Origin of the sequence: Hyphomicrobium sp. D-2 (assembly GCF_029872155.1) — a bacterium.
Lineage (GTDB): Bacteria > Pseudomonadota > Alphaproteobacteria > Rhizobiales > Hyphomicrobiaceae > Hyphomicrobium_A.
Window position 1 is genome coordinate 204966 of sequence record NZ_JARXLA010000003.1, and the last position, 11470, is coordinate 216435.

Annotated in this window: 13 protein-coding genes; 6 read left to right on the forward strand and 7 right to left on the reverse strand. The window is 61.3% G+C overall.

Going from position 1 to position 11470, the window contains the following annotated elements; all coding sequences use genetic code 11:
* Nucleotides 1-17 precede the first annotated feature (17 nt).
* On the reverse strand, nucleotides 18-701 hold the full coding sequence (locus QEZ49_RS06860; protein ID WP_280385404.1) for an adenosylcobinamide amidohydrolase: 684 nt from the start codon (nucleotides 699-701) through the stop codon (nucleotides 18-20).
* Between the two features lie 12 nt (nucleotides 702-713).
* Nucleotides 714-1685 carry an adenosylcobinamide-phosphate synthase CbiB gene (gene cbiB / locus QEZ49_RS06865; RefSeq protein ID WP_280385406.1) on the reverse strand — a complete coding sequence of 324 codons (972 nt, stop codon included), beginning with the start codon at nucleotides 1683-1685 and terminating at the stop codon, nucleotides 714-716.
* A gap of 41 nt (nucleotides 1686-1726) precedes the next feature.
* On the opposite strand from cbiB, the gene cobD reads away from it, so the two are divergent.
* Entirely contained in the window at nucleotides 1727-2746 is a 1020-nt protein-coding gene (cobD, locus tag QEZ49_RS06870; RefSeq protein ID WP_280385408.1) for a threonine-phosphate decarboxylase CobD, read from the forward strand.
* An 8-nt stretch (nucleotides 2747-2754) separates the two neighbouring features.
* Here the strand turns inward: cobD and QEZ49_RS06875 are convergent, their stop codons facing one another.
* The 4 genes from QEZ49_RS06875 to QEZ49_RS06890 all read right to left on the reverse strand — a co-directional run bounded on the left by QEZ49_RS06875 (nucleotide 2755) and on the right by QEZ49_RS06890 (nucleotide 6003).
* Nucleotides 2755-3021 (reverse strand): hypothetical protein, encoded by a 267-nt coding sequence (locus tag QEZ49_RS06875; protein ID WP_280385410.1) that lies wholly within the window; start codon nucleotides 3019-3021, stop codon nucleotides 2755-2757.
* Between the two features lie 158 nt (nucleotides 3022-3179).
* Entirely contained in the window at nucleotides 3180-4514 is a 1335-nt protein-coding gene (hemN, locus tag QEZ49_RS06880; protein ID WP_280385412.1) for an oxygen-independent coproporphyrinogen III oxidase, read from the reverse strand.
* A 133-nt stretch (nucleotides 4515-4647) separates the two neighbouring features.
* Nucleotides 4648-5391, reverse strand: a complete 744-nt coding sequence (locus QEZ49_RS06885; protein ID WP_280385414.1) for a sulfite exporter TauE/SafE family protein — start codon at nucleotides 5389-5391, stop codon at nucleotides 4648-4650.
* 24 nt (nucleotides 5392-5415) lie between these two features.
* Nucleotides 5416-6003, reverse strand: coding sequence for a hypothetical protein (locus tag QEZ49_RS06890; protein WP_280385416.1), 588 nt, complete (start codon nucleotides 6001-6003; stop codon nucleotides 5416-5418).
* A gap of 204 nt (nucleotides 6004-6207) precedes the next feature.
* On the opposite strand from QEZ49_RS06890, the gene QEZ49_RS06895 reads away from it, so the two are divergent.
* Entirely contained in the window at nucleotides 6208-6900 is a 693-nt protein-coding gene (locus QEZ49_RS06895; protein ID WP_280385418.1) for a helix-turn-helix domain-containing protein, read from the forward strand.
* Nucleotides 6901-7001: 101 nt separating this feature from the next.
* Here QEZ49_RS06895 and pqqC read toward each other — a convergent pair whose 3' ends face one another.
* Nucleotides 7002-7763: a pyrroloquinoline-quinone synthase PqqC gene (gene pqqC / locus QEZ49_RS06900; RefSeq protein WP_280385420.1), complete on the reverse strand. Its 762-nt coding sequence runs from the start codon at nucleotides 7761-7763 to the stop codon at nucleotides 7002-7004.
* A 219-nt stretch (nucleotides 7764-7982) separates the two neighbouring features.
* Here pqqC and ccoN point away from each other — a divergent pair, with 219 nt between their 5' ends.
* From ccoN to ccoP, 4 genes are read left to right on the forward strand one after another with little or no spacing between them, the layout of a single operon-like run.
* Entirely contained in the window at nucleotides 7983-9647 is a 1665-nt protein-coding gene (gene ccoN / locus QEZ49_RS06905) for a cytochrome-c oxidase, cbb3-type subunit I (protein WP_280385422.1), read from the forward strand.
* Nucleotides 9648-9655: 8 nt separating this feature from the next.
* Nucleotides 9656-10384 (forward strand): cytochrome-c oxidase, cbb3-type subunit II, encoded by a 729-nt coding sequence (gene ccoO, locus QEZ49_RS06910; RefSeq protein WP_068463950.1) that lies wholly within the window; start codon nucleotides 9656-9658, stop codon nucleotides 10382-10384.
* A 10-nt stretch (nucleotides 10385-10394) separates the two neighbouring features.
* Nucleotides 10395-10568 carry a cbb3-type cytochrome c oxidase subunit 3 gene (locus tag QEZ49_RS06915; protein ID WP_280385425.1) on the forward strand — a complete coding sequence of 58 codons (174 nt, stop codon included), beginning with the start codon at nucleotides 10395-10397 and terminating at the stop codon, nucleotides 10566-10568.
* Nucleotides 10568-11440, forward strand: a complete 873-nt coding sequence (ccoP, locus tag QEZ49_RS06920; RefSeq protein WP_280385427.1) for a cytochrome-c oxidase, cbb3-type subunit III — start codon at nucleotides 10568-10570, stop codon at nucleotides 11438-11440. The genes QEZ49_RS06915 and ccoP overlap by 1 nt, the downstream gene beginning before the upstream one ends.
* Nucleotides 11441-11470: the final 30 nt, after the last annotated feature.

An 11470-nucleotide genomic window follows, 5' to 3' on the forward strand; every position in this document is an offset into this window, starting at 1 on the left:
GAATGCGTTGCATGGCATCAGCTGGCGCGCATCGCTTTGTTCAATTCCGCACAATCGGTTTTCCAATCGTCGATCGCGGCGACTGTCGCGTGATAGGCGGCGGCGCCGATAGCTTCGCCAACCGCGGTGTGCTTGCCCGCATAGGGTTGCGCTGGCCCGCTGACAGGTGAGGCAATCGCGATGCAGTCGGTCCCGGTGCCGGTAATGTGTTTTCCGCCGCGATATAGGTCAGCTTCCAGAATTGCCGTTGTCCGGGCCTCGGTGGCGATGGAAAGCGCTTCCAGCATTGCTCCGTCCGTCAGCGGCAGGGAGAGGTGCACCAGCGTGTTGATGGTGCCCGCGAACGGTGGCGGCATGTGCAGGCGTGTGCCCACGCGCTCGCTGTTCGAGAGCCCGGCGGTTGTCAGGCAGTGGGCATGCACGTTTTCTACCGGCGCGTGATGGTGGTGATGGCGGCGGATGTCGCGCGAGGTGACCAGCACCACCGCGTCGTCAAGGCCAGCGTCGCTCACCCGTTTACCGATAACTTCAAACGGATCTGCGTCTGCTGGCAGATCAGCGTTGCGGACTTCCAGCCAGGTGATGCGGTTCGCGATCACCATGCCGGAGCGCAGCATGGACCAGCTCAGGACACGTTGCGGTTGTGCGAACGTAGCGGTGAGGAACGGCGGCGCGAGTGTGATCGAGAAGGGCTTGTCCATTGGCGGCAGATATCAGGTCGTGAGCAGCAGCGCGAGCGCGGCGACGGTTAGAAACTGCAGCAGGCATGCGGTGCGGTAAAGGCGCAAGGCGCGGCGTATGTCGGCGGCTGTGGCTTCGGGGCGGCCATCACCCATCCAATGGCCGGTGACCGTCTCATTGCCATAGATGCGTGGACCGGCCAGGCGCAAACCGAGCGCTCCGGCGAAGGCGGCCTCCGGCCAGCCGGCGTTGGGCGATCCGTGATGGCGGGCGTCGCGGCGGACGGCGCGCACTGCATCACGTGCATTCGAGCCCGGCAGAATGGCCGCCGCGAGGACTATAAACACCGCAGCTAGCCGGGATGCAGGCAGGTTGACGAGATCATCGAGGCGCGCGGATGCCCAGCCATACGCCAGGTAGCGTTCGCTGCGGTGTCCGACCATGCTGTCGCCGGTGTTGATGGCCTTGTAGAGCGCTGCGCCGGGCAGCCCACCGATCAGCAGCCAGAACAGCGGCGCGACGACACCATCGGAATAGTTTTCGGCAAGGCTTTCTATCGCGGCGCGGCTGACGCCTGCTTCGTCCAGGGTATCTGTACGCCGTCCGACGATCTGCGCCACGGCATGGCGGCCGGCATCCAGACCGCCCGACTGCAGGGCGCTGGAAACGGCATTCACGTGCTCGTCAAGGCTGCGCTGGGCGATCAGTGTGCTGGCGATGACGCCGGTGCAGATGATGTCCCAAGGCCGCGGCAGCAGAAGGCCGAGCGCAACGACGATAGCAATGGTTACCGCAGCGGTGGCGGCCAAGGTGACGCAAAGGGCCAACACGCCGTTGCGGCGGCGGTGTGCGAAGGAAAGCCGCGGATCGTTCCAGCGGGCCTCACACCATGCTATCAGTCCGCCGATCCAGCTTACCGGATGGCCGATGCGGGTGAATACCCATGTGGGGTAGCCGCATGCCACATCCAGCGCCATGGCAATGAGGGTTGTGAAGGGATACATCGGATTGCAGTCCAGGCGCTTGATCGGGATTTGGTGCTAGCATGACAGCGCCTCGCTTAGAACCGCTTCCCCATGGCGGCGACATTGATGCAGCGCGTGCGCGCTATCCCGATGCGCCTGAGCCCTGGATCGATTTGTCGACCGGCATCAATCCACACGCCTATCCGGTACCGGAGGTAACGCCGGGTGCATGGCGTCATCTGCCGCAATCGTCAGCCGAGCATGAATTGCTGCTGGCGGCGCGCCGCCGTTATCGCGTTCCGCTCGATGCGAATATCGTTGCCGCTCCGGGCAGTCAGGCACTTATTCAGATCGTGCCACGATTGATCGATGCTTCAGAGGTGGCGATCGTCGGCCCGACGTACGGTGAGCATGCGGCATCGTGGGAGCGGTGCGGGCATCGGGTGCGGGAAGTCGCCAGCATTGCAGAGGTTGGCGCGGCGCGTGTGATTATCGTCGTCAATCCGGACAATCCCACAGGCCGCATTTTTTCCGTAGAAGAGCTGAGCGACCTTGCCGATGAGCTTGCTGTGCGGGACGGGCTGCTGGTGGTCGATGAGGCGTTTGCAGATTTTGCGCCCGGTGATGCCAGCCTAGCTTCGCACCTGCCGACATCGGCCGTGCTGCTGCGCTCGTTCGGCAAGGCCTATGGCCTGGCGGGGGTTCGGCTGGGATTTGCGATCGCGCACGAGCGCTGGTGTTCCCCGTTGCGCGCTGAAGTGGGGCCATGGGCTGTTGCTGGCCCTGCGCTGGAGATTGGCAAAACAGCGCTGTGCGATGACGTGTGGCTTACTGCCATGGCAAAGACGCTGACTGCAGACTGCCGTCGGCTCGATCATCTTTTGCAGGATGCAGGTCTGACGATTGTTGGCGGCACGCAGCTGTTCCGTCTGGCGGAGTGCGCGCGTGCTCCGGCACTAGCGGAGGTATTGGGGCGCGCGGGTATTCTCGTCCGCAGCTTTCCCCATAACCGCAATTGGCTGCGGTTTGGGCTGCCCGGTGGTGCGCAGCAATGGCAGCGGTTGGAAGCGGTACTGCAGGATTTCAATCGCAACGCGTGAAGCCGGCGTCAGGCTTCTTCGCTGCGACGGGCGAGCAGCTTTGCGCCGATTTTTGCGCCAGCGTAACCGCCAGCAGACGCACCGGCGATCAACACTGCCAGTGACACGGCGGAATCGGTGAGGCCCAACCATACGGTCAGGAAGTAGGCTGCGATTGAGCCGATGAGGCCGCCGAGCGCGCCGGTGAAAATTGCGACGATGCCGCCGGTCGCGAAGCCGATCATCACGGCAATGAATATGCCCGGATAGAGCGATGGCCAGAAGTGGTCATCCATTGCGCCTGTTCCCCCAATCAAGTGCGTGCGATTGCGCTATGCGACGTGCCGGAGCATTTTCCGACGAATTGGACGCCGGTTCGGCGCCAGAAAATGCGACCAATCAAAAAACTAGAGCGTGTGATCAGATTCCATCTGGTCGCCAAACGCTCTAGTCGTCACACGCCGGGCGCGTGGCGTGCGCCGCTGTCGAAATAGGAATCGAAGCAGGCCGCAATGGAACGCACGAACGGGCGCCCCCGATCGGTCACGCGGAACGCATCACCGTCGGGCTCGATCAAGCGATCCTGGTCCGCTTCCAGCAATGCCTGGGCTTCTTCGATCAGCTCATTGCAAGCAGTGCCGAAGCGGGAGCGCAGCTCGCTGGCCGGAAACGTCAGATCACACATCAGGCGCTCAATGACGAAGGCGCGCATCTTATCGGCATTAGAAAGCGTAAAGCCGCGCGCGGTTGCCAGTTCGCCAGCCAAGATTTTACGGGCATACTCTCCCGCAGCCGAGATGTTCTGCACGTAACCTTGCGGAAGCCGTCCGATTGCGGATGCGCCAAAGCCGATCAGCGCATCGGCGACATCAGTCGTATAGCCCTGGAAATTCCGCGCCAGCATGCCGCGCGCCATGGGATCTTCAGGCAGTGCGTAATGGTCCAGACCGATGCGCACATAGCCAGCCTTGGCGAGTGTGCGCGAAATGCGGCTTGCCTGCGCGAAGCGCTCGATAACATCGGGCAGCGCTTTCTCGTCGATCATTGTCTGATGTTTGAGGCGGCTGGGCAGATGGGCGTAGCCGAACGCTGCAACGCGCGATGGCCGCAACTCTAGCACCTGTTCGATTGTTTTCTGTACGCCGTCGCGGGTTTGATGTGGCAACCCGTAGACGACGTCGATGTTGATGTTGTCGATGCCGTGGGCGCGAAACTCTTCCGCCGCAAATTGTGTCTCGGCAAACGACTGATGGCGGTTGATCGCCGTTTGAACCTTGGTGTCGAAATCCTGCACGCCAAGCGAAGCACGCGTTACGCCCGCTTTGGCGAATGCTGCGACGCGTTCGGCGTCCAATCCGCGAGGATCGATCTCAACGGCGAACTCGGCTGTGTCGAGGATTTCGAAATGCTCGCGCTGGGCCGCTGCAAGCAATGCAATATCATCGGCGGAAAGTATGTTGGGAGATCCGCCCCCCCAATGGATGTGATTGACCCGGTGCGAGGCCTGCATGCGCTGCGATACGCCTGCAATCTCGCTGTGCAGCGCTGTCAGATAGTCGCTTATCGGCTCATAGCGCTGGACGGCCTTGGTGCAGCAGCCGCAATACCAGCACAACGAACTGCAGTAGGGGATGTGCAGGTATAGCGAGATCAGCGATCCGGGGTTTAGGGCGCTGAGCCAGCGGTCGTATTGGGAAGCGCCCACGTCAGCGGAAAAATTCGGCGCCGTTGGATAGCTGGTGTAGCGCGGAACGGGAGCGGAATATCGCTTCACGACTTCTGGGTTCATAGGGCCATCTATCGCGTTATCTGTTGCAGCAATGGCCGGGAAGCTACTGCAGCGCCTTGCGGCGGCACTTGATGGCGATCAATGGTTGTCGATCTGTCGCGGCAGGAGTTGCGCGCGCCTCCGCGGTACGGCCTTAGACTTTTGGCGAAGAAGGCGCGGCGGAATGGGTGGAAGTCGTGGTGCCAGGGAAGCAGAAGTAGGGTGACTGCGGATGCGCCAGCAGTACGGTCGCGGCGCCGAATACCGCAACGGCCAGTCCGGCGGCGATGCGGGTGCCGCGATTGCGCTTGATCTGCGCCAGTTGGCGGAAGCCGAAGGTTGAAGCCAGCAAGCCCGGGAGCGTGCCGACGCCAAAGGCCGCCATGGTGAGCGCACCGCCGCTGAACGATCCGGTCAGCATGGCGGTGAACAGCGCGGCGTAAACCATCGCGCAGGGCATCATTCCCCACGCCAGGCCCGATGCGAGCGGAACAAATGTCTGGCCGGTGCCGCGCGATTGCAACCGGGCTACCGAATCTGACAGCGAGGTCAGCCCACGGTCGATGATGGTGATCGAGGGCACCAGCCCGGCGGTGGAGAGGCCAATCCAGATAAGCGAGGATGCGGCAGCCCATTGCAGCAGGTGGAAGGCAGCGTCACGGTCCAACCACGAGATCGCCGGTGCGCCCACGAGCCCCACGAGGGCGCCGGCAATTGAATATGAGCAGATGCGGCCGGCGTGATTGAGCGCGAACACAAAGCGCGGATCGGCGCCGCCAACCCGTTCCTGCGCCAGCATCAGGCTGCACGAAATCGCTCCGCACATGCCGGCGCAGTGCAGCGTACTGGCAAGTCCGAGGGCCAGACCGTTGAGGATAATCAACAGGGCGGCGTCCATTCATGCTCCCTGGAACGCGCGAAATCAGTGCAGACGCAAGCCGGCTGACGGGCCACCCGTAAGCTCCTGATGCGCTACCCACTCAGCTAATAGCATATTGAGCGGGAAGCAGGGCTGCGGCCGGGTGGCCAGCCATAATGTACACAGGGTCTGCTCCGCTGGCGTTAGGGGGCCTGACAGTGGAGCGTCAAGCTGTGCGCTGAGCCGAAAATGGACCTGGCGGGCCTTCAGTGCGGTGCACAATTGCTGTCTCGTGCCGCTGAGGTCGCCTTGTTCCGGCGATTGTGACAGGCCGAGCAGGCGCTGCAGGGCGCCGCCGACCGTGGCGTGATGGTGCGCCAATTCAGGGTAACTGGCCCTCAGGCGCGTTATTGCAGGCAGCACTGCGCTATCTTGGCGTGCCTCGGCGATGGGGAAAATCACCTCCGATTGCAGGCTGACGTGACTTTGCCAGCTCGGCACCAGCGTCCGCACGAGCATGTGGATCATGGCGCGCCCAACCTCCGCAGCAGGCAGGAGATGATCGATCGCCGCTTCCAGCGCGTGGTTAATCTCCCGCTGAAGACGCGCGTCGGCTTCGATGAGCTCGCAGATGTCGGGCGGCATATCCATGGGGCTTGAGGCTATAGTGCCCGGCCAGTTGCGCATTGATCAGGATCATCTGCGTCGGCGCGTGGATTTAGGGGGGCTTGCGCCATCAGCTTCGCGGGCCCCGCCTGTTACACACTCTTACAATTCGTCACGCGCTCGGCATACCTGCGGAGCTTGAGGTGGCTAAACCGTCATTGAGAAAGATCAAAGACGGAGCACAAGCATATGTTCGCGGCGCAGCTCGACCTGACCTCTGCAACCGCTACCGGAATGCACAATCGCCATGGTGATGGTTCGTCCGTCGCCGAGCAGCGTCTGCCCAGTGCAACCGTGCGGCGCCTGATCGCCAAGGAGCATGTGTTCTGCGAGGGTGATGATCGCGAGCAGGTGTTCCAGGTCGAGGAAGGCGTCATCGCCGTTTACAAGACGCTGCCCGATGGCCGCCGCCAGATCATCGACTTTGCATACCCCGGTGACCTTATCGGCCTTGGTATCCTGGACGAGCATGTTCTGAGTGCGCAGGCGACAGTTCCATCCAAGGTGAAATGTCTTTCTGCTGCCGCGCTTGAGCGCATCGCCGAGAGCGACGCCCGACTCGCACTGAAGCTATACAAGTCTGTATGTCATGAGCTTGCGGCAACGCGCAGCCTGCTGATCACGGTTGGCCAGCGCAGTGCGATTGAGCGGGTCTGCGCATTTCTCGTCGCTCTGCATCGCCGTACAGCCGGCGCGGAGAGTGCGACCGTCGATCTGGCCATGCGCCGCAGCGATATTGCCGATCTGCTCGGACTGACGATTGAAACGGTGAGCCGGACCCTGACGAAGCTGCGCACGATGGGCGTCATCGATATTGCGCAAGGTGGCACGCGCGTACAACTTTGCGATCTGGCGCGGCTGACGGATCTTGCCAACGAGTAACACGCGTCGCGGGTGGCCGGAGTGACGGCTGGCCGTTTCAGTTTTGACGACACATGAAAAGGGCGCCTCGCGGCGCCCTTCGGTGTTTCAGGTTGCTGGCTTCAGGGGCTCGGCCGGAACGCGCCGGGCGGGATCTGGCCCGGTTCGACATAAGCATTATGCAGTGCATCAAGCTGTGCCCACAGCACGTTGCACTTGAAGCGCACGGCGTTGATGCAGGCCTCCTGCTCTTCGCGGGTGCGCGCGTTGGCCTTGATATATTCAAGAGCAAAATCAGCATCGCGCGGCGCCTGCGTGAGCCGACGTTTAAAGTAGGCCATCACCTCGTCGTTCACGAACGGATAATTTTCCAGCATTCCGGCGATGCGCTCCCGGTGGATGGCGGGCGCGAACAGCTCGGTGAGGGAAGAGGCCACAGCAACTGTCAGTGGTTGTTCGACGACAAAGCGCACATAGGCTTCGACGGCGAAGCGCGTCGCCGGCAACGCGCCCTCCATGCTGATCACGTAGTCGCGATCCAGGCCGAGCGCATCCGTCAGCACCAGCCAGCGTTCAATGCCGCCGTGCTCATCGTCGATGCCGTCGTGATCCATGATGCGGTGGATCCATTCACGGCGCAACGCGCGATCGAGCGTTCTGCTCATCAATGCAGCGTCTTTGCGCGGCACAGCGGACTGATAGCAATATCGGTTCAGCGCCCACGCCTGCACCTGTCCCTTCGACAGTTTGCCGCCGTGCAGCAATTTATGAAACGGGTGTTTGTCGTGATAGCGCTCGGCACCGACAGCGCGAATGGCGGCTTCAAATTCAGCCGGGCCAAGCAGCGCGTCCGCAGCCGTCACCCCTCGAACGATCTCATTCATGACGTTCCTCCACATGACTTTTTGTGAAGGGAGCATGAGCGCTGGCACGCCGATGGATTTTGATTAGCGTCAAAGTGCGCATCACATGTCGGTGCGCCTGTTGTGAACGCGACAAAATGTGATGGCGATATGTGCGTGTCGGATTGATCTCCGTCAAAGGGTGACGCGCACTTGCGACCTTATCGTGCAGTTCCTGGGGAAGGACGAAGGGTTCCAATAATGAAGGCAGCCAGCGAAGAGATGATCGCTCTTTCGGGAGCCACGGCGACGATCGCCGCGGGTCTCGGAATACTAGTCGGGGGCATACTGGCGTTGTTTGGCCAGGATGAAGTCATTCGACTGCACGGCTTGATATTCCTCGCGGCCAGTGCCGCCGCTGGCTTCTATGTGATGACGCATCCGCGCGTCGGCGGGCCGGACGAGCAGGCGCACTACATGGATGGCCCGATCAAGGTGGCCACAATTGCCGCTGTCATCTGGGGCATCGTGGGATTCCTCGTCGGTGACCTTATCGCCTGGCAGCTCGCATTCCCTGATCTCAATTTCGATCTGCCGTGGACCAACTTCGGTCGCATGCGCCCTGTGCACACCTCAGCGGTCATCTTCGCCTTTGGTGGTAACGCGCTGATCGCGACCTCGCTGTATGTGGTGCAGCGCACCAGCCGCGCGCGCATCTTCGGCTACTGGCTGCCATGGTTCGTGGTCTGGGGTTATCAGCTCTTCATCGTTCTGGCGGCGTCGGGCTATGTGCTCGGCGTAACCGAGGGCCGCGAATACGCAGAGCCGGAATGGTACGTCGATATCTGGCTGACGCTCGTCTGGGTGGCCTATCTGGCGATCTTCCTGGGCACGCTGTGGAAGCGCCGCGAGTCGCACATCTACGTTGCGAACTGGTTTTATCTCGCCTTCATCGTGACGATTGCGATGCTGCACATCGTCAACAACCTGTCGATCCCGGTCTCGTTCCTGGGTTCCAAGAGCTACTCGCTGTTCTCGGGTGTGCAGGATGCGATGACGCAATGGTGGTACGGCCACAACGCGGTCGGCTTCTTCCTGACCGCCGGCTTCCTCGGCATCATGTACTACTTCATCCCGAAGCGTGTCGAGCGGCCGGTGTATTCATATCGCCTGTCGATCGTTCACTTCTGGTCGCTCATCTTCCTCTACATCTGGGCTGGTCCGCACCATCTGCATTACACCGCGCTGCCGGACTGGGCGCAGACGCTGGGCATGACGTTCTCGATTATTCTCTGGATGCCGTCGTGGGGCGGCATGATCAACGGCCTGATGACTTTGTCGGGCGCATGGGACCGGCTGCGTACCGATCCGGTGGTGCGTCTGCTCGTTGTGTCGGTGGCGTTCTACGGCATGTCGACGTTTGAGGGGCCGCTGATGTCCATTAAGTCGGTCAACTCGCTGTCGCATTACACCGACTGGACCATCGGCCACGTACACTCCGGCGCGCTGGGCTGGGTCGGCATGGTGTCGTTCGGCGCCATCTACTGCCTCGTGCCGTGGTTGTGGAAGCGTCGCGGCCTCTATTCGCTGCGGCTTGTGGAATGGCACTTCTGGACCGCCACCATCGGCATCGTGCTGTACATCACGTCGATGTGGGTGTCGGGCATCACGCAGGGTCTGATGTGGCGTGCCTACGACAGCCTCGGCTTCCTCAAGTACTCGTTCGTTGAAACCGTGGCGGCGATGCACTGGCCGTACATCATCCGCGCCACCGGCGGCCTGCTGTTCGTGATCGGCAGCATCCTGATGGCCATCAACGTCTGGCGGACGATCCGCGGCGAGGAATCTTCCGACATTGCAGAGCAACCCGCATCGGCTGCTGCGCCCGAGTTGCGCCATGCCATCGCAGCAACACCGGCGGAGTGAGAAAAACAATGAAGCACGACATTTTCGAAAAACGCCCGATGGTGCTGCTGATCGGTATCCTCATGGTGGTATCGATCGGCGGGTTGGTGGAAATCGCGCCGCTGTTCTTCCTGTCTTCGACGATCGAAAAAGTGCAGGGCATGCGGCCATACTCACCGCTGGAGCTGGCGGGGCGCGACATCTACATCCGCGAGGGTTGCTATAACTGCCACTCGCAGATGATCCGCTCGCTGCGCGATGAGGTGGAGCGTTACGGCCATTACAGTCTGGCCGCCGAGAGCATGTATGATCACCCGTTCCAGTGGGGCTCCAAGCGTACCGGGCCGGATCTTGCGCGTGTTGGCGGCAAGTATTCCGACGCATGGCATGTCGATCACATGCGCCGTCCGCGCGATGTGGTGCCGGAGTCGGTGATGCCGGGTTACCCGTTCCTGGAAAAGCGCAAGCTCGACTATTCCGACATGGACAAGCGGTTGCAGGCGCTGCGCATCGCCGGCGTGCCCTACACGGATGAAATGATTGCTTCCGCAAAGGCAGACGTGGTGGCGCAGGTTTCGCCTGACACGGATGAATCCAAGGCTTTGCTTGAACGATATCCTAAAGCGCAGGTGCGTAAATTCGATGGCGCTGGAGGAGATCAGCCGAGCGAGCTCGATGCAATGATCGCCTATCTGCAGATGCTTGGGACGCTGGTCGATTTCACAAAATTCGACGCAGCTGGCCCCAACCTTCGGTGAGGCCAGACCAATGGATTATCAGTCAGCGACAGTCATATCGCAGATCATAGCACTGGTGCTCTTTGTCGGCTTGTTCGCGACCATCATCGTCTACGTGTTCTGGCCGGGAAACAAAAAGAAGTTTGATGAGGCAGCACAGGTGCCTCTCGACGACAAAGACGACGAACCGGAGGGGAAGGCCTGATGGCTGAGAAAGAAATTGACAGCGTCACCGGCGTCGAAACGACCGGGCACGTCTGGGACGGCGATCTGAAGGAACTGAACAAGCCGCTGCCGAAGTGGTGGCTGTACACGATTTACGCCACCATCGTGTGGGCGATCGGCTACTGGATACTCTATCCGGCGTGGCCGTTGCCCGGCGGCGGTTACACCAAGGGCATCTGGGATTACAGCCAGCGCGCCGTGGTTACGCAGGAGGTTGCCGACGCGAAGGCAGCGCAGGCTAGCTACTTCAAGAAAATTGAAGAGACGCAGCTCGAAGACATCCTGAAAAACGAAGAGCTGTTGCCATTCGTTATGGCTGGCGGTGCGGCTGTGTTCGGCGACAACTGCGGTCCGTGTCACGGCAAGGGCGGCGCCGGCTCGGTTGGTTATCCGAACCTTAACGACGACGACTGGCTGTGGGGCGGCACGCTGGAGGCGATTGAATATTCGATCACCAACGGCATTCGCTCGGGACATCCGGAAGCCCGCGACATGGCGATGCCGCGTTTCGGTCTCGATGGCCTACTGAAGCCGCAGGAAATCGCCGACACGGCGCAATATGTTCTGTCATTGTCGGGCGGTGCTACGGATGAGGCTGCGGCGGGACGTGGTAAACAGTTGTTCGCTGACAACTGCGTTGCGTGCCATGGCGAAGACGGCAAGGGCAATCCGGCTGTCGGTGCGCCAAATCTCGCCGATAGCATCTGGCTTTATGGCTCGCGTCTTGCCGATGTCGAGCGGTCCATCGTGACAGGTCGCGGCGGCGTTATGCCCAGTTGGGGTGGTCGTCTCGACCCCGTTACGATCAAAATGCTAACCGCTTATGTGCACTCTCTGGGGGGTGGACAATAAGTTGGAGACGCGTGTCCCTAGCCATCCAAG